Source organism: Pseudomonas brassicacearum (assembly GCF_003732175.1).
In the GTDB taxonomy this organism is placed as follows: domain Bacteria; phylum Pseudomonadota; class Gammaproteobacteria; order Pseudomonadales; family Pseudomonadaceae; genus Aquipseudomonas; species Aquipseudomonas brassicacearum_G.
The window spans coordinates 169243-190298 of sequence record NZ_MOBI01000007.1; the positions used below are offsets into that span (position 1 = coordinate 169243).

The following is a 21056-nucleotide window of genomic DNA, read 5'->3' on the forward strand; positions in this document are numbered from 1 at the left end:
GCCGTTGGCGACAGCGTTCTGGACAGAAAGAAAGAGGAAAAAAGCCGGCTCCAGATCTCAGTGAGCCGGCCCGAGGAAACTCAACCAGCGCCGTTCCGCCAGGCGGAATGCGCCCACCAGGCCAAATGACAGCGCGAGGTACAGCAGCCCGGCGATACCGAATGCCTGGAAGGTCATGAACGTCGCGGCATTGGCGTCCCGGGCGACCTTGAGGATGTCCGGAATGGTTGCGGTGAACGCCACCGACGTGGCGTGCAGCATCAGGATGACTTCGTTGCTGTAGTAAGGCAGTGCCCGACGCAACGCCGAGGGCAGAATCAACTTCACGTACAAACGCCAGCCACTCAGGCCATAGGCATGGGCCGCCTCGATTTCACCGTAGGGAATGCTGCGGATCGCCCCGGCGAAGATTTCCACGGTGTAGGCGCAGGTGTTGAGGGTGAACGCCAGCAAGGTGCAATTCATCGCATCGCGAAAGAATGCTTCAAGCAGCGGCTGCGCGCGGACCACGGCGATGCCGTAGATCCCGCTGTAGCAAATCAGCAACTGGATGTACAACGGCGTGCCACGAAACACGTAGGTGAACACCTGCACCGTCCAGCGCAGCAGGCCCCAACCGGACGTGCGCATGACCGCCAGGGGCAGCGACAGGCAGAACCCGAGCACGATGCTCACCACCAGCAGCCATAAAGTCATGGCCAAACCGGTGAAGTTGTAACCGTCACTGAACAGGAAAGGTTTCCAGTATTCGGAGATCAATTCGATCATCGCGTCATCCCCCGCACGCCCTGGTTGTAGCGCCGTTCAAGCACGCGCAAAACATAGTTCGAAGCGCTGGTGATCAGCAGGTACAGCGCTGCCGCCAGCAACAGAAAATCCAGCATGTTGAAGGTGCTTTTGCCGGCCTCCTGCGCGACCTTGACCAGGTCCGACAAGCCGATGATCGACACCAGTGCCGTGGCCTTGAGCAGCACCAGCCAGTTGTTGCCCAGGCTCGGCAAGGCAAAGCGCATCATCTGCGGGAACACCACGCAGTAAAACCGCTGCCAACGGCTCAGGCCAAACGACGCACCGGCCTCCTGTTGCCCCCGAGGGACACTGAGGATCGCGCCACGAAAGGTCTCGGTGAAATACGCGCCGTAGATAAAACCCAGGGTCACGATACCGGCCACGAACGGGTCGATTTCCATGTACGGCCATTGCATGAATTCGGTCAGGCTGCTCAACCAGCCTTGCAGGCTGTAGAAGATCAGCAGCATCAACACCAGGTCCGGTACACCGCGAATCAGCGTGGTGTAAAAGGTTGCCGGCAGGTTCAGCAGCCGCAGCGGCGAAAGCTTGGCCGCCGCACCGAGCAGGCCCAGCAGCATGCTGACCAGCAGCGACAGCGCCGAGAGTTTCAGGGTCACCCAGGTGCCGTGCAGCAACAGTGGGCCATAGCCTTGCAGGGCCGAGAGATCCAGGCCCAGAGCATTGAGGAAGGTATTCACGCAAGTCACCTGTCTTGAAGCACCACAGCGAGGCATTGGGTCGTGAACCACGGCCCAACGCCTCAGGTGCGCTGATCAGTTGTTGTAGAGGTCCAGATCGCCGAAGTATTTCTTCTGGATCTGCGCGTAGATGCCCTTCTCGTGCAGGGACTTGATGGCGGTATTCAACATGCCTTTGAGCTCGTCGTTGTCCTTGCGCACACCGATGGCAATGTCCGCCGGCACCAGCGGATCACTGATGCCTTCGCTGTTCTTGAAAGGGGCGCCTTGTGGCGATGTCAGGAAGCTCATCTGCGCTTGCAGTTTGTCCTGAATCGAGGCGTCGAGGCGGCCGTAAACCAGATCGGCGTAGACCTGATCCTGATTCTGATAGGCGCGCAGTTTCACCCCGCCCGGCGCCAGCTTGGCCCTGGCATAGGTTTCCTGAATGGTGCCTTGCATGAAACCAATGGTCTTGCCCTTGAGCGACTCGGCGGTGGGCTCAAGCCCCGAATCCTTGCGGGTGACGATGGCAGTCGGGCCTGCATACAGACGGTCGGTAAAATCGATCTGCTTCTTGCGTGCGTCGGTGACGGTCATCGACGACTCGATGGCGTCGAACTTGCCGGCCTTGAGCGCAGGAATCAGCCCGTCGAAGTCATTGCTGACCCACACACATTTGAGCTTCAGTTCGGCGCAGATCGCGTTGCCCAGGTCTACGCCAAAGCCTTGTACGCCACCGTCGGCGGTGGTCGACTCAAACGGCGGGTAGCTTGGGTTGGTGCCGAAGCGCAGTTCAGTCCACTCTTTGGCGCTAGCGCCGGCCGAGCAGAACAGCAATGCGAGGACAGGCAAAGTCAGCCATTGGGTTTTCATCTTCATAAGTCCCGATTTGATTGGAATTATCGCGACCGGGCACGAATGCCTGGGCGCCTTTATGGGCAGGAACAGAGAGTCGATGCGGCTTGTGCCGCAGCAGCGTTCTTATTATTTGTGTTCGGTGCACCGCCAAAGGCCGGCCACACCCCACCCTGAAACCCTTGGTGCAGACGGCTTCGAATGGAAGGCCAGAATGCCAACAGACGATTGTGCCGAGGTGTCGAAAGGGCCGTCGCAGACAGCTCGCTTGTGCTGATGTCGGCATTTTCACAGCCGATTCTGTCGTGAATGCCCTATTGGGGCGTTTATGCGATGAATTAGCGTGCGGGTGTTACAAAAATGCAGACCGGACCTGCATCTATCACGGTTGTACATCGCAAATTTGCACTGTTACGATCCGGCATCGTTCGCGCGCGAACACTTCTATAAAGAACAATAAAAGCAGGGAGTTAGTGATGACTGCTCAGGTTTCATCCCAGGCGACCCACGGCATTGATGCCACCGCCAACGACGTGCTGGCCGAGGTCCGCAACCACATTGGCCACCTGACCCTCAATCGCCCCGCCGGCCTCAACGCCATTACCCTGGACATGGTCCGCAGCCTGCACCGACAACTCGATGCCTGGTCGAAAGACCCGCACATCCACGCCGTGGTGTTGCGCGGTGCTGGCGAAAAAGCCTTCTGCGCCGGCGGCGATATCCGTTCGCTGTACGACAGTTTCAAAAGCGGGGGCACCCTGCATGAAGACTTCTTCGTCGAGGAATACGCCCTCGACCTGGCGATCCACCATTACCGCAAACCGGTACTGGCGTTGATGGACGGTTTCGTCCTCGGCGGCGGCATGGGCCTGGTACAAGGCGCAGACCTGCGAGTGGTCACCGAACGCAGCCGCCTGGCAATGCCGGAAGTGGCCATCGGTTACTTCCCGGACGTTGGCGGCAGCTACTTCCTGCCACGCATTCCCGGCGAGCTGGGCATCTACCTCGGCGTCAGCGGCGTACAGATCCGCGCCGCCGATGCGCTGTATTGCGGGTTGGCGGATTGGTACCTCGAAAGCCAAAAACTCGCCGAGCTGGATCAACGCCTCGACAGCCTCCAGTGGCACGACACCCCGCTCAAGGACTTGCAAGGCGTGCTGGCGAAACTCGCGGTACAGCAATTGCCCGACGCACCGTTGCAGGCACTGCGGCCAGCGATCGACCACTTCTTCGCCCTGCCGGATGTGCCGAGCATTGTCGAGCAACTGCGCAGCGTTAGGATTGCCGACAGCCACGACTGGGCAATGACCACTGCCGATGTGCTCGACAGTCGTTCACCGCTGGCCATGGGTGTAACGTTAGAGATGCTGCGTCGCGGCCGTCAGATGAGCCTGGAAAATTGCTTCGCCCTCGAACTGCACCTCGATCGCCAGTGGTTTGAACGCGGCGACCTGATCGAAGGCGTCCGCGCCTTGCTGATCGACAAAGACAAGAGCCCACGCTGGAACCCTCCGACCGTGCAGGCGCTGGACGCCAAACACGTTGCGAGCTTCTTCAGCGGTTTTGACCAGAGCGGGAGCTGAGCCATGCACGATATCGAATTGACCGAAGAACAAGTGATGATCCGCGACATGGCCCGGGACTTTGCCCGCGGCGAAATCGCCCCTCACGCCCAGGCCTGGGAAAAAGCCGGCTGGATCGATGATGCGCTGGTGGCCAAGATGGGCGAACTGGGTTTGCTCGGCATGGTGGTTCCCGAGGAATGGGGCGGCACTTACGTCGACTACGTGGCCTACGCGCTGGCGGTGGAAGAGATTTCTGCCGGCGACGGCGCCACCGGTGCCTTGATGAGCATCCACAACTCGGTGGGCTGCGGGCCGGTTCTCAACTATGGCACTGAAGAACAGAAACAGACCTGGCTGGCGGATCTGGCCAGCGGTCAGGCCATCGGCTGCTTCTGCCTGACCGAGCCGCAGGCCGGGTCCGAAGCGCACAACCTGCGTACCCGCGCCGAACTGCGCGACGGCCAGTGGGTGATCAATGGCGCCAAGCAGTTCGTCAGCAACGGTCGACGGGCAAAACTGGCGATTGTGTTTGCCGTTACCGATCCGGACCTGGGCAAGAAAGGTTTGTCGGCGTTTCTGGTGCCGACCAATACCCCGGGTTTTATCGTTGACCGTAGCGAACACAAGATGGGCATCCGCGCTTCCGACACCTGCGCGGTGACGCTGAACAACTGCACGATCCCCGAAGCCAATCTGCTGGGTGAACGCGGCAAAGGTCTGGCGATTGCCTTGTCCAACCTTGAAGGCGGCCGTATCGGCATCGCCGCGCAAGCGCTGGGCATCGCCCGTGCAGCTTTCGAAGCAGCGCTGGCCTACGCCCGTGACCGGGTGCAGTTCGACAAACCGATCATCGAGCACCAGAGCGTCGCCAACATGCTGGCCGACATGCACACCAGGCTGAATGCTGCGCGCTTGCTGATCCTGCATGCCGCGCGATTGCGCAGCGCTGGCAAGCCATGCCTGTCGGAAGCCTCGCAGGCCAAGCTGTTTGCCTCGGAGATGGCTGAGAAGGTCTGCTCGTCCGCGATACAGATTCACGGCGGCTACGGCTATCTGGAAGACTATCCGGTGGAACGCTATTACCGCGATGCGCGGATCACGCAGATTTACGAAGGCTCAAGCGAGATTCAGCGGATGGTGATTGCGCGAGAGCTCAAGAACTACCTGATCTAAGAAGATCGTTCCCACGCTCTGCGTGGGAATGCCGCCCGGGACGCTCCGCGTCCCTTCGCAGGCGTGACGCAGAGCGTCACAGGATGCATTCCCACGCAGAGCGTGGGAACGAGAGTCGCGGGGGGCGTTGTGAGGGGTTACTTACCTTGGAACTGCGCCTCGCGCTTGGCAATAAACGCCGCCATGCCTTCTTTCTGATCCTGTGTGGCAAACGCCGCATGGAACACCCGGCGTTCAAAGCGCACGCCTTCGGACAGGCTGACTTCAAAGGCGCGGTTGACGCTTTCCTTGACCATCATCGCAATCGGCAAGGACTTCTTGGCGATCAGTGCTGCAACCTTCAGTGCCTCATCCAGCAGCTCATCCACCGGCACGATGCGCGCAACGATGCCGCAGCGCTCTGCTTCCACCGCGTCGATCAAACGGCCGCTAAGGCACATTTCCATGGCTTTGGCCTTGCCCACGGCGCGTGTCAGGCGCTGGGTGCCGCCCATGCCCGGCAGCACGCCGAGGTTGATTTCCGGCTGGCCAAATTTGGCGTTATCGCCAGCCAGAATGAAGTCGCACATCAGCGCCAGCTCACAACCACCGCCCAGGGCGAAACCGGCGACAGCGGCGATGATCGGCTTGCGTCGGTTGGCCACCCGGTCACTGTCGCTGAACAGGTCGTCGAGGTAGATCTGCGGATAAGTCAGCTCGGCCATTTCCTTGATGTCGGCACCGGCGGCAAAGGCCTTTTTCGAGCCGGTCAGCACGATGCAGCCGATTTCCGGGTTGGCTTCCAGGCCGTCCAGCGCGTGATTCAACTCGCTGACGATCTGCGCGTTCAAGGCATTCAGGGCTTGCGGGCGGTTGAGGGTGATCAGACCCACGCGACCCTGGACTTCCAACAAAATCGTTTCGTAGCTCATGCAACGTTCCTTCTCAAAGATTGCGCGAAATGACCATGCGCTGAATATCGCTGGTGCCTTCATAGATCTGACAAACCCGCACGTCGCGGTAGATCCGCTCCAGCGGGAAGTCGCTCAGGTAACCGTAACCGCCGAGCGTTTGCAACGCCATCGAGCAGACCTTTTCGGCCATTTCCGAGGCGAACAGCTTGGCCATCGAGGCTTCCACCAGCGCCGGTTTGCCGCTGTCACGCAGGGCGGCGGCGTAATGCACCATCTGCCGGGCGACAGCGATTTGCGTGGCCATGTCGGCCAAACGGAAGGCTACCGCCTGATGCTCGATGATCGCCTTGCCGAAACTCTCGCGTTCACGGGCGTAATCGCGGGCGGCTTCGAATGCCGCACGGGCCATGCCCACCGATTGCGAAGCAATCCCGACGCGTCCGCCTTCAAGGTTGGCCAGGGCGATTTTGTAGCCTTCGCCCTCCTCGCCCAGACGATTGGCCACCGGCACCTTAACGTCTTCAAAGAGGATTTGGCAGGTGTCCGAGGCGTGCTGGCCGAGCTTGTCTTCAACCCGCGCAACCTTGTAGCCCGGTGAATCGGTCGGCACGATAAAGGCGCTGATCCCGCGTTTGCTGGCGCTCGGGTCGGTGACCGCGAAGACGATCACCACCCCGGCGTTTTGCCCGGAAGTAATGAACTGCTTGCAGCCGTTGAGCACATAGTGATCGCCGTTCAGGCGGGCACGGGTTTTCAAGCTGCTGGCGTCGGAACCAGCCTGCGGCTCGGTCAGCGCGAACGCCCCGAGCATGGCGCCACTGGCTAACGGCTTGAGGAACTGTTCTTTCTGCTGGTCGTTGCCGAACTTGAGGATCGGCACGCAACCCACCGAGTTGTGCACGCTCATGATGGTCGAGCAGGCGCCATCACCGGCGGCGATTTCTTCCAGGGCCATGGCGTACGCCAGGTAACCGGTATCGCAACCGCCCCACTCCTCCGGCACCAGCATGCCGAAGAAGCCCAACTCGGCCATCTCGCCGATGGCTTCCTTGGGAAAGCGGTGCTCGCGATCCCACTCGGCGGCGAACGGCTTGAGCCGTTCCTGGGCAAATTGCCGGGCCGCGTCGCTGATCTGTAGTTGTTCGTCAGTCGGTAACATGCCAAGTCCTTAAAAATCAAACCTTGGTACTCAGTTAAAACGCAGGACCTGTGGGAGCGAGCCTGCTCGCGATAGCGGTGTGTCATTCAACAGGAATGTTGAATGTGAGTCAGCCATCGCGAGCAGGCTCGCTCCCACAGGGATTGGCGTTGACCTTAATACAGGCATTCAACGGCCATGGCCGTGGCTTCACCGCCGCCGATGCAGATCGCTGCGACGCCGCGTTTCAGGCCTTTCTGGCGTAGGGCCGAGAGCAAGGTCACGAGGATCCGCGCACCCGAGGCGCCGATCGGGTGGCCCAGCGCACAGGCGCCGCCGTGGACGTTGACCTTGCTGTGGGGGATTTCCAGCTTGGTCATGGTCACCAGGCTGACCACCGCGAAGGCTTCGTTGACTTCGAACAACTCGACTTCATCCAGCAACCAGCCGGTTTTCTTCAGCAGTTTCTTGATCGCGCCCACCGGTGCCACCGGGAACAGACCTGGCGTATCAGCGAAGGCTGCGTGACCGTGGATCACCGCCAGCGGTTTCAGGCCACGTTTTTCGGCTTCTGAACGACGCATCAGCAACAGCGCCGCCGCGCCGTCGGAAATCGAACTGGAGTTGGCCGCCGTCACAGTGCCGCCGTCACGGAACGCCGGTTTCAGGCTGGCGATCTTGTCCAGTTTGGCTTTCGGTGGTTGTTCGTCATCGGTGATGAGCTTTTGCTCTTTACCGACCATGACCTGCAGCGGAACGATTTCGGTGTTGAAGCTGCCGTCCTTGATCGCCTGTTGCGCGCGGGTGGTCGAAGCGATTGCGAACTCATCTTGCGCTTCACGCGTGAAGCCGTTGGCCTCGGCGCAGTCCTCGGCGAAGGTGCCCATCAGGCGGCCCTTGTCGTAGGCGTCCTCCAGACCGTCGAGGAACATGTGGTCGAGCACCTTGCCGTGGCCCATGCGGTAGCCGCTGCGAGCGCGGTCCAGCAAGTAAGGTGCGTTGGACATGCTTTCCATCCCGCCGGCGACCACCACGTCGGCACTGCCGGCCAACAACATGTCGTGGGCCAGGATGGTGGCTTCCATGCCCGAACCGCACATTTTGTTCAGGGTGGTGCAACGGGTCGATTTGTCCAACCCCGCGCCCAATGCAGCCTGGCGGGCCGGGGCCTGGCCGAGGCCAGCGGACAGCACGCAACCAAACAGCACTTCTTCTACTGCATCGGCAGCCACACCGGCGCGCTCGACAGCGGCGCGGATCGCGGCAGCCCCCAGTTGTGGTGCGGTGAGGCTTTTCAGTTCACCTTGAAAACCACCCATCGGGGTGCGGACGGCGCTGACGATAACGATTGGATCGTGGGACATAGTCATGACAAATACTCCTTATTTGGCGGCCATACGCAAGGCACCGTCGAGACGGATCACCTCGCCGTTGAGCATGCTGTTTTCTATGATATGCCTGACCAGCGCGGCGTACTCAACCGGTTTACCCAAGCGTGGCGGGAACGGCACACCCGCGGCCAGCGAGTCGCGGACTTCCTGGGTCATGCCGGCCATCATCGGCGTTTCGAAGATGCCTGGGGCAATGGTCATCACCCGGATGCCGAAGCGCGCCAGCTCACGGGCGGCAGGTAAGGTCAGGCTGGCAATCGCGCCTTTGGAAGCAGCGTAGGCGGCCTGGCCGATCTGACCGTCGAAGGCCGCCACCGAGGCGGTGTTGATGATCACCCCGCGCTCACCGCCTTCATTGGCTTCGGTTTCGGCAATCGCTGCAGCTGCCAGGCGCAGCATGTTGAAGCTACCGATCAGGTTGACGTTGATTACCTGGCTGAAACTGGCCAACGCGTGCGGGCCGTTCTTGCCGAGGATCTTCTCGCCACGGACCACGCCGGCACAGTTGACCAGCCCGTGCAGACCGCCAAAGGCTGCGACTGCTGCCTGCACCGCTGCCTCTGCCGCCGCTTCCTGACTGATGTCCGCGACGACGCAGTGCGCGCCGAGCCGTTTTGCCTGAACGGCGACGGCTTCGGCATTCAAGTCCACCAGCATGACTTTGGCACCGGCGCCCACGAGCATTTCAGCCGTGGCCGCGCCCAGGCCCGACGCACCACCGGTGACGAGAAAAACCTTGTTTTCGATCTGCATCATTGTTTCCTTGGATTCAAGCTGAAACGTTCTTCGCCGTGGCCTCTTGAGCCTTGGCGATTTCCTGGTTGCGCAAGATAAAGCGCTGCAATTTGCCGCTTGGGGTTTTCGGCAATTCGCTGACAAATTCGATTTCACGCGGGTATGAGTGCGCTGCCAGACGTTTACGCACGTGCTGACGCAACTCCTCGACAAGCTCGGGCGAAGCACGGTACTGCGCGCTGAGCACAACGAAGGCTTTCACCAGTTCGGTGCGTTCCGGATCCGGTTTGCCGATCACGGCCGCCTCGACGACTGCCGGGTGCTCGATCAACGCACTCTCCACGTCGAACGGGCCGACCCGATAGCCAGAGGTGGTGATCACATCATCGCTGCGGCCAACGAAGCTGATGCTGCCGTCCGGATTCAGCTCGACGGTATCGCCACTCAGGTAATAGTTGCCGACGAAAGCCTTGGTCGGCGCACCTTCGTAACCGGCAAACCAGCACATCGGCGATTGCGTGCGATCGATGGCAAGAATCCCCGGCTGACCGACCGACAGTTCGTTATAGGCCTCATCCAGCACCACGATCCGGTGGCCGGGCGAGGCAAATCCTGCCGCACCGACATGCACCGGATGTTCAAGGCCATGGTGGTTACACAGCACCATGCCGAGTTCGGTCTGGCCGTAATGGTCGTGGATCACCACGCCGAGGTTGTCGGCGAACCAGCGGATCACTTCCGGGTTCAACGGTTCGCCGGCGCTGCTGACAATCCGCAGTTTGCCTTTGATCGAACGGGCGAACTCATCGCCGCCGGCGATCAGCAAGCGGTACGCGGTCGGTGAACCGGTGAGGTTGGTGATGCCGTATTTGTTGATCACCCGGCAGGTGCTTTCAAGAGTGAACGGGCCATCGTAAAAGGTGATCGGATGGCCCATGGACAATGGTCCGGTCACACCAAAGTAGATGCCATAAGCCCAGCCCGGATCGGCGACGTTCCAGAATGCATCTTCAGGGCGAAGGTCCACTGCATCACGGGTGTAGCTCTGGAACGCGACGATCGCCTTGAGCGGCACCGACAGGGCTTTCGACGGGCCGGTGGTGCCCGAGGTGAACATCAGCAGGAACGGGTCTTCGCCGCTCAGCAGCAGCGGTTCACATTGGGTGGAATAGTTGGGCAGTTCGGCCCAGAAACTGAAATCGCCACGCACGATGCCCTGACCTTTCGGGCCGCCGACAGTGACAATGGTCGGGCAGTCGGCAACGTCATTGAGCTTTGGACGATTGACCGCGTCGGTCACCACCACCGCGGCGCCGGAACTGTTGAGGCGGTGTTCAATGGCTTTCGGGCCGAAGGCGGTAAACAGCGGCTGGTAGACCGCGCCAATCCGCCAGGTGGCGAAGACCACAATCAGCAATTCGACATTGCGTGGCAACAGGCCGGCGACCTTGTCGCCCTTTTTCACGCCTTGAGCCAGCAGGAAATTGGCAAAGCGCGCAGCTTTGTCCTGCAGATCGCTGAAGGTGTACGTGGCGCTGGAACCGTCGCGTCCCTCCCAGAACAAGGCAATGCGCCCCGGCAACGCATGGCGGTCGCAGCATTCAACGCAGGCGTTGAGTGCCGTCAACGAGCCGTTGAGCGCCGCCTCGACGGTGTGCTGATAGTTGAACTGTGAAGTTGCAGACAGGTAATCGCGCATTGCCAGAATCCCTCTGTATTTTTATTGGGTTGGGGGAACCGTAAAAATCCAGGAAATACTCGCTCCGCGGGCCGCGCGAGACAATGGTCAAAGCTTTCAAGTTGCGTGACTGGTTTGGCCAAGGTTCAACAGATGTAGTGTCTGGATGGGCCCCATCGCGAGCAAGCTCGCTCCCACCTTTGGAACGCGTTCCCCTGTGGGAGCGAGCCTGCTCGCGATGAGGCCAGACGCATCAACGCTGGATCTGGATCAATGGGCTTCGTTGAGGATCAAACTGCGGTAATGCCCCGGATTGGACCCCGACCACTTGCGAAACGCCTTGTAGAACGAACTGGCATCGGCAAACCCGAGCCGCGTGGCGATCTCGGCGAAACTGATCGAAGGTTCTGCCAGCCAGACAATCGCCAGTTCCTTGCGCACGCTGTCCTTCAAGCCTTGATAGGTCTGCCCTTCTTCTGCCAAGCGTCGACGCAGCGTCGAAGCGGAGATGCACAGGCGTTGCGCCAGGCTGTCGGTTTCCGGCCACTGTTCGGCGGGCAGTTGCCGAAAATCATGTTTGATCCGGCTGGCGAGGCTTTGCGGATCGCGATACTTGACCAGGATATTGGCCGGCGCATGGGCCAAAAAGCGCTTGAGCTCGTCGCTGCTGCGCTTGATCGGCAGATCCAGGCAATCCGCCGAGAAAATCATCCGTGTACGCGGTCGATCGAAGCGCAGGTTTTCGGAGAACATCACCTTATAGTCATCGTAGAAGTCCGGTTCCGGGCAGCGCAGTTCGATGGCCAGAATCGGTATCCGTCGTCCCGCCAGCCAGCAGGCAACGCCATGGACGATCATCCAGTAGGTGAAATAAGTGAAGGCGCGACGCGGTTCCTGGTCGTCTTCGAGCAGGACGATTTCTGCCAGGCTTTGCTGATGAACCAGCTGCGCCGGCATGCGCTCCAGCATTAACGACAGAAACCCCAGCCCGGCCGTCAACCCCGCTGCCAACGTCGGCTGGGCCATGGCGCAACGACAGAGAAACTCCAGGCTGCCGGATTTCAACCGGCGCGGGTCCATGCCAAAGAACTCATCGTCCATGCGCCGCGCCAACAGTCGCCACAGCCGTGCGTAGGCCGTGGCCGGAACACGCGCATCAGCCAAGCTGAGCAAACGCGGTTCAATCCCGACCTTGAGCAAGACTTCAATGCTGACCGCGCTCGACTCGCAGCTTTGCAGCAGTGCTTCGCGCACCAGATGAATGGAGATGGTGTCTTTTTCCGACATTGAACGTGGTGAACCCTGTTTTTTGTTTGTCGGCCATCTTAGCGCAGGCATTGATTTCTTAAGATCAAAAGATCGCAGAAATGCGTACCTCTGCAGGAGCTGGCGCAGCCTGCGATCTTTTGACTTGTTCAGCTGCCGTTCAGACAAATGCTAATCATCTCTATTTAGTAATGAGTATCATTATGTTACAAATTAGCTTCCACTCTATAGCTGACGCGGTGCTGAATGCTGGTTCCCTTTCTAATCATGCTGCGCGAAGGCGTTGAAGCGGCGTTAATCGTCGGCATCATTGCCAGTTATCTCAAGCAAACCGGGCGCGGCCAATGGATGCCCGCCATGTGGATCGGGGTCTTCCTCGCCGTCGCACTGGCCCTGCTGGTGGGCGGTGGCCTGGAGTTGGTCAGCGCTGAATTCCCGCAAAAACAACAGGAACTCTTCGAGGGCGTAATCGGCCTGATCGCCGTCGCGGTTTTGAGCTCCATGGTGTTCTGGATGCGCAAGGTCGCGCGCTCGATCAAGCATTCGCTGCACGTTTCCCTCGATCACGCGCTGGCCGGCTCCAAACACCAGGTCACCGCGCTGATCGCCATGGTGTTTTTCGCGGTTGCCCGCGAAGGCCTGGAAACCGTGTTCTTCCTGCTCGCGGTATTCCAGCAAAGCGAAGGCCCGGGGGCGCCGATCGGTGCCCTGCTCGGCCTGCTGCTGTCGATGGTCATCGGCTTCCTCATCTACAGCGGCAGCATGCGCCTGAACCTGTCGGCGTTCTTCCGCTGGACCGGGCTGTTCATTCTGGTGGTGGCAGCCGGCATTCTCGCAAGCTCGGTGCGGGCACTGCATGAAGCCGGGCTGTGGAATCACCTGCAAACCGTGCTCTTCGATTTCAGCGCAACCCTGCCGATGGATGGCCCGTTGGGTTCGGTGCTGGCCGGCATGTTCGGTTATCAGGATGCACCGACTGTCAGCACCCTGGGCGCCTACCTGATTTATCTGCTGGTCGCGCTGGTGATGTTCTTCCTCCCGGCTAGCGCGCCAGCCAGACCAGCCGCCACGCCACCCTCTTCCGTTTCCAGCCATTAAGGGCATTCATGTCAAACCAGGCCCCTCTTCAGACCTCGCCTCCCCGCGCCCTGCGCTGGGCGGTGGCCGGTTCGGTGATCGTGATGATCGCCGCCGGCGGGTTGTTCTACTACGCGTCGCAAATGGCCGCGGCCAAGCGCCAGACCAATCATGACGAGATCACCGTCACGATTAATCCGCACAGCTGCGAGCCGAATGCGCTGACCGTTCCGGCGGGCCACAGCAGTTTTCGCATCGTCAACCACTCGGATCGCGCCGTTGAATGGGAGATCCTCGATGGCGTGCTGGTGCTTGAAGAACGGGAAAACATCGCCCCCGGCCTGAGCCAGGTGATCACCGCCAACCTGCTGCCGGGTGATTATGCGATTACCTGCGGCTTGCTCAGCAATCCGCGCGGCACGCTGCATGTGACACCTACCGCCGCATCGGATGCTGCGGCCCAGGCACGTCCGTCGATGGTGGCGTTTATCGGCCCGTTGTCGGAGTTTCGGGTTTACCTGAGCAGTCAGGGCACCGCACTGATCAACGCTGTCACCGCGTTGCAACAGGCAATCGACGCCGGTGACCTGAGCCAGGCCCAGGCGCTGTACGTGCCGGCCCGCGCTGCCTATCAACGCATCGCCCCGGCGGCTCAACGCCTGGCGGAGCTGGACAAGGTCATCAACGCTCGTGCCGATTACTTTGAAAAGCGCGAACAGGATCCGCAGTTCGTCGGCTTCCACCGCCTCGAGTACGCGCTGTTTCAGCAACGAAAAATCGACGGTCTGGCGCCGGTCGCCCAGCGTCTGGTCGCCGATGTCACCGAACTCAAACAGCAATTGTTGGCTCAATCGCTGCCGCCCGAGCAACTGGTGAGCATCGTCGCCCGCAATCTCCGCAACATGGCCGATGTACGCGCCAGCAGCGGTGAAGAAGAACGTTACAGCCACATCGACCTTAATGGTTTCGCCGCCAACCTGGACGTCACCCGCAAAGTGGTCGATCTGTTGCGTCCATTACTGACCAAGCCTGCCGCCGCGTTACTGACTCGACTGGACACGGCCACTAACGCTCTCGATGCCGAACTCAACGGCTTGCGCGTGAAGGACGGCTACAGCAGTTACGACAGCGTCGGTGCCGATCAGCGCGCCCGAATCGCCGACAAGGCCAAGGCTCTGGCCGATGCACTCGATGGAATCGATCCCGCCCTTGGCCTCTCCGGCCTATAAGCAGAAGAAAAATTCAGATGAATGATTTAGATCAGATCAATGCCCAGCGTCGCCGCGTACTGTTGGGCATGGGCGCCGCCGGTGTCGCGTTGGCGGGCAGCACGTTGAGCTGCCCGGCCATGGCCGCCAGCCCGGCGCAAGTCACTGAAGCACCGAACAGCGACAAAACCCAGGATCGCCATGACTTCCATGGCCAGCACCAGACCGGCATCGTCACGCCGCGCCCGGCGTGCGGCATGCTGGTGTCGTTCGACGTATTGGCCACCGACCGCGAAGACCTCGAGCGGTTGTTTCGCACGCTGAACCAGCGCATTGCGTTCCTGATGACCGGCGGCCCAGTGGCTCAGGTCGACCCGAAGTTCCCACCTATGGACTCGGGAATTCTTGGCCCGGTGGTGACACCCGACAACCTGACCATCACCGTTTCGGTGGGTGAATCGCTGTTCGACGAGCGTTTCGGCCTGGCCAGCGCCAAGCCCAAGCGATTGATCCGCATGGTCGGCTTCCCCAACGATGCACTGCAACCCGAGCTCTGCCACGGCGACCTGAGCCTGCAGTTCTGCGCCAACACCGCCGACACCAATATTCACGCCTTGCGCGACATCGTGAAGAACCTGCCGGACCTGCTGTTGGTGCGCTGGAAACAGGAAGGCAGCGTGCCGCCGCAAGCGCCGGCAAAGCCTGGAACACCTGCGCAGAGTGCGCGCAACTTCCTTGGCTTTCGTGACGGCTCGGCCAACCCCGATTCCAACGACAAGAAAACCATGGAGCAGATTGTCTGGGTTCAACCGGGCAGCGATGAGCCGGCCTGGGCGGCCAATGGCAGCTATCAGGCGGTGCGGATTATCCGCAACCTCGTCGAGCGTTGGGATCGCACGCCACTGCAAGAACAGGAAAGCATTCTCGGTCGGGTCAAAAGTACCGGCGCGCCCATCGGCGGTAGCCATGAAAGCCAGGTCCCTGACTACGCCAAAGACCCTCACGGCAAGCTGACCAAAATGGACGCACACATCCGTCTGGCCAACCCGCGCACTGCCGCGACCCAAGCCAATCTGATCCTGCGTCGGCCGTTCAACTATTCCAACGGCGTGAGCAAAAACGGTCAGCTGGAAATGGGCTTGCTGTTCATCTGCTACCAGGCCGATCTGCACAACGGCTTCATCACCGTGCAAACCCGACTCAACGGTGAACCTCTGGAGGAATACCTCAAGCCCATCGGCGGCGGCTATTTCTTCACCTTGCCGGGCGTAACCGGCGACAAGGATTTCATCGGTCGCTCATTGCTCGATGCTACTCAACCGAAAGCCACGGCTTAACCCCCTGAACACAACAAACCCACGGAAAAGTCCCATGAAGAAGTCGCCTCTCGCTTTGCTGGTTGCCCTTGGCTTACTCCACGCTCCACTCTCGGCTTTCGCCACCACAGCGCCGCTGGATCTGGTGGGGCCGATCTCGGATTACAAAATCTACGTCACCGAGCAGCTCGACGGGTTTGCCAGTCACACCCGGCAGTTCACCGACGCGGTGAAAAAAGGTGACCTGGCCACCGCTCAAGAACTCTATGCGCCCACCCGTGTTTACTACGAGTCGATCGAGCCGATTGCCGAGCTGTTCAGTGACCTCGATGCGTCCATCGACTCGCGCGTCAATGACCACGAAAAAGGCGTCAAGGCTGAAGACTTCACCGGTTTCCACCGAATCGAATACAGCCTGTTCTCCGAGAAAACCACCGAGGGCCTTGGTGATCTGGCCGATGGGCTGAATAACAACGTCAAAGACCTGCAAACCCGCGTTGCCGGCCTGACCTTCCCACCGGAAAAAGTCGTGGGCGGTGCTGCCACATTGCTCGAAGAAGTCGCTGCCACCAAGATCTCCGGCGAAGAAGACCGCTACAGCCACACCGACCTGTATGACTTCCAGGGCAACATCGACGGTGCGAAGAAAATCGTTGACCTGTTCCGTCCGCAGCTCGAGAAACAGGACAAGGCCTTCGTCGCCAAAGTCGACAAGAACTTCGCCAGCGTGAACACGATTCTGGCCAAGTACAAAACCGCTGGCGGCGGTTTCGAGACCTACGACAAGGTCAAGGAAAACGATCGCAAGGCGCTGGTCGGCCCGGTCAACACCCTGGCGGAAGACTTGTCGACCCTGCGTGGGAAACTGGGTCTGAACTAACGTCATCGCGGCATAGGTATCCACACATCTTTGATCGTTCCCACGCTCCCGCGTGGGAATGCCGCCATGGACGCTCTGCGTCCGCTCTTGAATGTGACGCGGAGCGTCACGGGATGCATTCCCACGCAGAGCGTGGGAACGATCGGCGTCTCCCTCTGAAAACAACCGTTAGCCTGCTTCCTTTTATTTCAGGCCCGCGCCATGATGCAGCTCTCTAACCGCCCGCCCGCGAACGAGCTCTCATGTCTGCGCAACAACCGCCTCCCGTCAGTTCCACGGCGATCACCCTGCAGATCGTCTCCATCGTTTTTTATACCTTTGTTGCGTTCCTCTGTATCGGCCTGCCGATTGCCGTGTTGCCGGGGTATGTCCATGAACAACTGGGTTTCAGCGCTGTCGTCGCCGGGCTGACCATCGGCTCACAGTACCTTGCCACCCTGCTCAGCCGGCCCATGGCGGGTCGCATGTCTGACAACATCGGCACCAAACGGGCGATTGTGTATGGGTTGCTCGGGATCGTGTTCAGTGGCGTGCTGACGTTGCTGTCGACCTTGTTGCAGAGCCTGCCGTTGCTGAGCCTGATGATTCTGATCGGCGGTCGATTGTTATTGGGGATCGCCCAGGGCTTGATCGGCGTCGGCACCATCAGTTGGTGCATGGGCCAGGTGGGTGCCGAACACACTGCCCGCTCGATCTCCTGGAACGGCATTGCCTCGTATGGCGCGATTGCGATTGGTGCGCCACTGGGTGTGGTGATGGTCGGTCAATTGGGTTTCGTGAGCCTTGGGATTGCGCTCTCGGCGCTGGCGCTGGCAGCACTGCTGCTGATTCGCAACAAGCCCTCGGTGCCGGTCATTCGCGGGGAGCGATTGCCGTTTTGGGCGGTGTTCGGGCGTATTGCGCCGTTTGGCGCGAGCTTGAGCCTGGCCTCGATCGGCTACGGCACCCTCACCACCTTTATTACCTTGTTCTATATCAGTCGCGGCTGGACCGGCGCGGCCTGGTGCCTGACGGTCTTTGGCCTCTGCTTCATCCTCGCGCGCCTGCTGTTTATCTCCAGCATCAACCGCTTTGGCGGGTTCAGTTCGGCCATCGCCTGCATGAGCATCGAAACCCTGGGGCTGGGCCTGCTCTGGTTGGCCCCATCGACGGCGGTGGCGTTGATTGGCGCAGGGCTGACCGGGTTCGGTCTGTCACTGGTTTATCCGGCATTGGGTGTCGAGGCCATCAAGCAAGTGCCAAGCAGCAGCCGTGGCGCCGGCTTGAGTGCCTATGCGGTGTTTTTCGATCTGGCACTGGCAATTGCCGGGCCATTGATGGGCGCGGTGGCGCTAAATCTGGGGTACTCGTGGATTTTCTTCTGTGCGGCGCTGTTGTCGATCACCGGACTGGGGCTGACCCTGCTGCTGAAACGTCGCTCAGCACTCAGCCCATCGTAGGCCCCTGGCGTCTACGGCAACGTCTGGTCAGCCGTCTGCATCCCCGCCCCGCTTGGCTTGCTCAGGGTTTGGGCAAAGAAACGCCCGGCTTCGGAGATCAGGTTACGGTGAATGTCCTCACGATTAACGCCGTCAGCATCGGTGCACAAGGCCGGCATCGCCGCGAGTTGCTCCTGGGTACACGGTGCCATGAACACGAAATGCCCGGCCCCGGCCAGCAGTTTGAAATCCGGAGCAATAGGCAGTTTGCGAGCCAGCGCTGCAGCGTTTTTATCGAGGGCGACCAGTTTGTCGCCATCGCCGCTATAGAGCAGCACCGGCACATGCACACCGGCCAAGGTATGACGGCCAAACTTCAGGCTCAATGGCGCCATCAGTAACAGCGCGTGAACCCGCGGGTCAGCGACTGGCTGCAAGTCATCGCGGTCGACAATCAGCTCACCGTTGGTGCTGCAGGCGTCTCCGTCATCAGGACGCTCCTTGCAATAACGCCGCAAACGGTCCAGATCCGGCGTGGCGCCGGAAAGAATCAACGCCGTTTCGCCACCGGCCGAATAGCCGATCACCCCAACCTCGTCGGGATTGACGAACGGCGACAGCATGGGGTCGGCCAGGGTTGCGGTAATGGCTTCGGAAATCTGGATCGGTCGCCCATAAAGGTTGCTTAACGTACCGAGGCGGCTGTGGTCCTTGGAGTTGTCACCGGGATGAATCACTGCCACCACCACAAAGCCTTTGCGTGCCAGCGATGTGGCAAGATCATGCAACGCCAATGGTGTACCGATATTGCCGTGGGAGAGCATCAACATCGGAAAGCGGCCAATCGCGACCCTTGCGTCTTCGGTCGCCTGGACTTGATAACCCTCGAGCTTGCTTGAATGCTCGATGCCGGTCGACGGGTAAAAGGCGATGGCCCGCATGGGCTGTAAATCCAGCGGATCGAGAAACGTCAGCTCATGGTAGCCAACGCTCCAATGAGGGTGCGGCGCAGGCGCGGCTTGCACTGAATTCAGGCTGCTGAGCAGGCAAATCAGTAACATTGCACAAAGACGCATCATGGGATGCCCCACCTTGTTACCCGATTGGAATACCCGTTTTCCTCCAATCCCTTGGATTAAAGCCTTGCGCCGACAATTGCCGCTTTCAAGGTCTATGCAGAACGGGGCCGATAACCCGAGACTGCATAACCTGGGCCAACACCTGAAACGACAGCGCTTTTGATGCAGATACAGAAAGACTCCGTACCCTGATCGTTTTACGACGATCAGAATACAGAGTCTAGTGGGTATTGCCTGAGCTTTTTAACTCTTTACGCAAGCCTTATGCGGCAGCGAACAATTGCTCGCTGATGTGTGCCTGAGCGTCGCTCATGGCTTTATTGCGAACGTCGTCACCGTAAGCCAGGCCATGGGCGCGAACGAACTCGATGTCGGTGATGCCCATGAAGCCCAGCATGACTTTCAAATACTCTTCGTGACCTACGCCAGTCGCTTGACCCACGTGCAACCCACCAGAAGTCGACACCACCACAACCTTCTTGTTACCGCACAGGCCTTCAGGGCCGGCTTCGGTGTAGCGGAAAGTCTGGCCGGCAACGGCAATGCGGTCGATCCAGGCTTTGAGCTGGGTCGGGATGGTGAAGTTGTACATCGGCGCTGCGATCACGACGGCATCGGCAGCGAGGAATTCGGCCAGGGTCGAAGCGCTCAGTTCAGCTTCGTGCTGTTGTGCGGCGTTGCGCAACTCGGCGGTGGTACCGGCAGCGACCAGCGTCGCGGCAGAGAAATGGCTGATAGCATCGCTGGCCAGGTCGCGGTAAGTCACCACGGCAGCAGGCTCGGCGCCTTTCCAGGCCTGGACGACACTGTGGCTCAGCTGACGGGAAGCAGAGTTGTCGCCAAGGATGCTCGAATCAATGTGCAAGAGTTTCATGTGGGATCTCCAAGTGAGGATCGCCACCGGGCGATCTGATGGGGACAATCCTACAGATGAAACCAATAGCTGATTAGTTAGCAACTATGCGATAGTTTGTCCTACTGATAGGACAGTCGAATCACGCCATGCAAGACCTCAATGACCTTTACTACTTCGCCAAAGTCGTCGAAGCCGGCGGTTTCGCCGCCGCCGGGCGCGTGTTGGGCATTCCCAAGTCGCGGCTGTCGCGGCGTATTGCCGAACTTGAAGAGCGTCTGGGTGCCCGCCTCCTCCAGCGCACCACCCGCCAGCTCAAGCTGACCGCTGTCGGCGAGCGCTATTTGCGCCATTGCCAGGCAATGCTGCTGGAGGCCGAAATGGCTGACGAGGCCGTCGCCAGCATGTCCAGCGAACCCCGAGGGCGGTTGCGGGTTTCCTGCCCCGTTGGGTTGGCTCATGAGTTTTTGCCATCGGTCATCAGCTCGTTTCTGGAACGCTTCCCCCAAGTGCAATTGGAGATGCAGTTGCTCAACCGCCGGGTCGACCTGGTGACCGAAGGCATCGATGTCGCCTTGAGAGTGCGAGAACTGGGTGATGAAGACCCGCTGCTGGTCACCCGACGTTTGCGCCAGGCACAAATGGTGATGATCGCCAGCCCGGCTTTTATACGCGAGCATCCCGTCAACAGCCCGGAGGACCTGAAGCAGGTGCCGGTGCTGGGTGCTCTGGAGGCCGATCGCATGGTGCATCTGCGCATGCTCGATGCTCAGGGCAAGAGCTATGACCTGTCGCTGGAAGCACGACTGGGGATCGATGATTTCATCGTCCGCAAAGCCTGCACGCTGGCGGGTCTTGGCTTCACCCTGCTGCCGATGATGTACTGCGAAGAAGAACTCGAAAACGGCTCGCTGGTGCAGTTGTTGCCTGAGTGGTCGCAGCCGGGCGGTTGGCTGCTGGCGGTCTACCCTCATCGGCGCGGTTTGCTGCCGGCGGTGCGTGCCTGGATCGACCATTTGACCGAATCATTCAAAGCCTGTGGGGATCGACTGTTATGAA

19 protein-coding genes are annotated in these 21056 nt (G+C 60.1%); 8 read left to right on the forward strand and 11 right to left on the reverse strand.

Features of this window, described 5'->3' with window-relative positions:
• Positions 1-57: 57 nt before the first annotated feature.
• From BK658_RS07010 to BK658_RS07020, 3 genes are read right to left on the reverse strand one after another with little or no spacing between them, the layout of a single operon-like run.
• Positions 58-768 (reverse strand): ABC transporter permease, encoded by a 711-nt coding sequence (locus BK658_RS07010; protein WP_123581673.1) that lies wholly within the window; start codon positions 766-768, stop codon positions 58-60.
• A complete protein-coding gene (locus tag BK658_RS07015; protein WP_054597485.1) occupies positions 765-1526 on the reverse strand; it encodes an ABC transporter permease in 762 nt (253 codons plus the stop codon). Before BK658_RS07015 ends, BK658_RS07010 begins: the two co-directional genes overlap by 4 nt.
• 39 nt (positions 1527-1565) lie before the next feature.
• Entirely contained in the window at positions 1566-2345 is a 780-nt protein-coding gene (locus tag BK658_RS07020) for a transporter substrate-binding domain-containing protein (protein ID WP_123581674.1), read from the reverse strand.
• Between the two features lie 458 nt (positions 2346-2803).
• Between BK658_RS07020 and BK658_RS07025 the strand changes: the two genes are divergently transcribed.
• Both BK658_RS07025 and BK658_RS07030 read left to right on the forward strand, forming a co-directional pair.
• A complete protein-coding gene (locus BK658_RS07025; RefSeq protein WP_123581675.1) occupies positions 2804-3910 on the forward strand; it encodes an enoyl-CoA hydratase/isomerase family protein in 1107 nt (368 codons plus the stop codon).
• Positions 3911-3913: 3 nt separating this feature from the next.
• The gene (locus tag BK658_RS07030) at positions 3914-5065 is read left to right on the forward strand and encodes an acyl-CoA dehydrogenase family protein (RefSeq protein WP_123581676.1); all 1152 of its coding nucleotides are present in this window, start codon (positions 3914-3916) and stop codon (positions 5063-5065) included.
• 137 nt (positions 5066-5202) lie between these two features.
• On the opposite strand, the gene BK658_RS07035 is transcribed toward BK658_RS07030, so the two are convergent.
• The 6 genes from BK658_RS07035 to BK658_RS07065 form a co-directional block, all read right to left on the reverse strand.
• On the reverse strand, positions 5203-5976 hold the full coding sequence (locus tag BK658_RS07035; RefSeq protein WP_103316480.1) for an enoyl-CoA hydratase: 774 nt from the start codon (positions 5974-5976) through the stop codon (positions 5203-5205).
• 13 nt (positions 5977-5989) lie between these two features.
• A complete protein-coding gene (locus BK658_RS07040) occupies positions 5990-7117 on the reverse strand; it encodes an acyl-CoA dehydrogenase (protein ID WP_123581677.1) in 1128 nt (375 codons plus the stop codon).
• A gap of 155 nt (positions 7118-7272) precedes the next feature.
• A complete protein-coding gene (locus tag BK658_RS07050) occupies positions 7273-8466 on the reverse strand; it encodes an acetyl-CoA C-acyltransferase (RefSeq protein ID WP_123581678.1) in 1194 nt (397 codons plus the stop codon).
• A 12-nt stretch (positions 8467-8478) separates the two neighbouring features.
• Positions 8479-9240 (reverse strand): SDR family NAD(P)-dependent oxidoreductase, encoded by a 762-nt coding sequence (locus tag BK658_RS07055; RefSeq protein ID WP_123581679.1) that lies wholly within the window; start codon positions 9238-9240, stop codon positions 8479-8481.
• A 16-nt stretch (positions 9241-9256) separates the two neighbouring features.
• The gene (locus BK658_RS07060) at positions 9257-10921 is read right to left on the reverse strand and encodes an AMP-binding protein (protein WP_123581680.1); all 1665 of its coding nucleotides are present in this window, start codon (positions 10919-10921) and stop codon (positions 9257-9259) included.
• Between the two features lie 249 nt (positions 10922-11170).
• Positions 11171-12187 carry an AraC family transcriptional regulator gene (locus BK658_RS07065; protein WP_123581681.1) on the reverse strand — a complete coding sequence of 339 codons (1017 nt, stop codon included), beginning with the start codon at positions 12185-12187 and terminating at the stop codon, positions 11171-11173.
• 225 nt (positions 12188-12412) lie between these two features.
• On the opposite strand from BK658_RS07065, the gene efeU reads away from it, so the two are divergent.
• The 5 genes from efeU (at position 12413) to BK658_RS07090 (ending at position 18086) form a co-directional block, all read left to right on the forward strand.
• Positions 12413-13264, forward strand: a complete 852-nt coding sequence (efeU, locus tag BK658_RS07070; RefSeq protein ID WP_123581682.1) for an iron uptake transporter permease EfeU — start codon at positions 12413-12415, stop codon at positions 13262-13264.
• Between the two features lie 8 nt (positions 13265-13272).
• Positions 13273-14472, forward strand: coding sequence for an iron uptake system protein EfeO (gene efeO / locus BK658_RS07075; protein ID WP_123581683.1), 1200 nt, complete (start codon positions 13273-13275; stop codon positions 14470-14472).
• Between the two features lie 17 nt (positions 14473-14489).
• Positions 14490-15788: an iron uptake transporter deferrochelatase/peroxidase subunit gene (gene efeB, locus BK658_RS07080; RefSeq protein ID WP_123581684.1), complete on the forward strand. Its 1299-nt coding sequence runs from the start codon at positions 14490-14492 to the stop codon at positions 15786-15788.
• A gap of 34 nt (positions 15789-15822) precedes the next feature.
• On the forward strand, positions 15823-16647 hold the full coding sequence (gene efeO / locus BK658_RS07085; protein WP_123581685.1) for an iron uptake system protein EfeO: 825 nt from the start codon (positions 15823-15825) through the stop codon (positions 16645-16647).
• 242 nt (positions 16648-16889) lie between these two features.
• Positions 16890-18086 (forward strand): MFS transporter, encoded by a 1197-nt coding sequence (locus tag BK658_RS07090; RefSeq protein ID WP_123581686.1) that lies wholly within the window; start codon positions 16890-16892, stop codon positions 18084-18086.
• Between the two features lie 11 nt (positions 18087-18097).
• Here the strand turns inward: BK658_RS07090 and BK658_RS07095 are convergent, their stop codons facing one another.
• Together BK658_RS07095 and BK658_RS07100 are read right to left on the reverse strand one after the other, a co-directional pair.
• Positions 18098-19144, reverse strand: coding sequence for an alpha/beta hydrolase family protein (locus tag BK658_RS07095; RefSeq protein WP_123581687.1), 1047 nt, complete (start codon positions 19142-19144; stop codon positions 18098-18100).
• Between the two features lie 262 nt (positions 19145-19406).
• The gene (locus BK658_RS07100; RefSeq protein WP_123581688.1) at positions 19407-20018 is read right to left on the reverse strand and encodes an FMN-dependent NADH-azoreductase; all 612 of its coding nucleotides are present in this window, start codon (positions 20016-20018) and stop codon (positions 19407-19409) included.
• 128 nt (positions 20019-20146) lie between these two features.
• On the opposite strand from BK658_RS07100, the gene BK658_RS07105 reads away from it, so the two are divergent.
• Positions 20147-21055, forward strand: coding sequence for a LysR substrate-binding domain-containing protein (locus BK658_RS07105; protein ID WP_123581689.1), 909 nt, complete (start codon positions 20147-20149; stop codon positions 21053-21055).
• Position 21056 lies beyond the last annotated feature (1 nt).

What these genes read in the sequence shown, in the direction of transcription:
- BK658_RS07010 (WP_123581673.1), bottom strand. Translation starts at nt 768, where the DNA reads ATGATCGAATTGATCTCCGAATACTGGAAACCTTTCCTGTTCAGTGAC.
- BK658_RS07015 (WP_054597485.1), bottom strand. Translation starts at nt 1,526, where the DNA reads ATGCCTCGCTGTGGTGCTTCAAGACAGGTGACTTGCGTGAATACCTTC.
- BK658_RS07020 (WP_123581674.1), bottom strand. Translation starts at nt 2,345, where the DNA reads ATGAAAACCCAATGGCTGACTTTGCCTGTCCTCGCATTGCTGTTCTGC.
- BK658_RS07025 (WP_123581675.1), top strand. Translation starts at nt 2,804, where the DNA reads ATGACTGCTCAGGTTTCATCCCAGGCGACCCACGGCATTGATGCCACC.
- BK658_RS07030 (WP_123581676.1), top strand. Translation starts at nt 3,914, where the DNA reads ATGCACGATATCGAATTGACCGAAGAACAAGTGATGATCCGCGACATG.
- BK658_RS07035 (WP_103316480.1), bottom strand. Translation starts at nt 5,976, where the DNA reads ATGAGCTACGAAACGATTTTGTTGGAAGTCCAGGGTCGCGTGGGTCTG.
- BK658_RS07040 (WP_123581677.1), bottom strand. Translation starts at nt 7,117, where the DNA reads ATGTTACCGACTGACGAACAACTACAGATCAGCGACGCGGCCCGGCAA.
- BK658_RS07050 (WP_123581678.1), bottom strand. Translation starts at nt 8,466, where the DNA reads ATGACTATGTCCCACGATCCAATCGTTATCGTCAGCGCCGTCCGCACC.
- BK658_RS07055 (WP_123581679.1), bottom strand. Translation starts at nt 9,240, where the DNA reads ATGCAGATCGAAAACAAGGTTTTTCTCGTCACCGGTGGTGCGTCGGGC.
- BK658_RS07060 (WP_123581680.1), bottom strand. Translation starts at nt 10,921, where the DNA reads ATGCGCGATTACCTGTCTGCAACTTCACAGTTCAACTATCAGCACACC.
- BK658_RS07065 (WP_123581681.1), bottom strand. Translation starts at nt 12,187, where the DNA reads ATGTCGGAAAAAGACACCATCTCCATTCATCTGGTGCGCGAAGCACTG.
- efeU (WP_123581682.1), top strand. Translation starts at nt 12,413, where the DNA reads ATGCTGGTTCCCTTTCTAATCATGCTGCGCGAAGGCGTTGAAGCGGCG.
- efeO (WP_123581683.1), top strand. Translation starts at nt 13,273, where the DNA reads ATGTCAAACCAGGCCCCTCTTCAGACCTCGCCTCCCCGCGCCCTGCGC.
- efeB (WP_123581684.1), top strand. Translation starts at nt 14,490, where the DNA reads ATGAATGATTTAGATCAGATCAATGCCCAGCGTCGCCGCGTACTGTTG.
- efeO (WP_123581685.1), top strand. Translation starts at nt 15,823, where the DNA reads ATGAAGAAGTCGCCTCTCGCTTTGCTGGTTGCCCTTGGCTTACTCCAC.
- BK658_RS07090 (WP_123581686.1), top strand. Translation starts at nt 16,890, where the DNA reads ATGTCTGCGCAACAACCGCCTCCCGTCAGTTCCACGGCGATCACCCTG.
- BK658_RS07095 (WP_123581687.1), bottom strand. Translation starts at nt 19,144, where the DNA reads ATGATGCGTCTTTGTGCAATGTTACTGATTTGCCTGCTCAGCAGCCTG.
- BK658_RS07100 (WP_123581688.1), bottom strand. Translation starts at nt 20,018, where the DNA reads ATGAAACTCTTGCACATTGATTCGAGCATCCTTGGCGACAACTCTGCT.
- BK658_RS07105 (WP_123581689.1), top strand. Translation starts at nt 20,147, where the DNA reads ATGCAAGACCTCAATGACCTTTACTACTTCGCCAAAGTCGTCGAAGCC.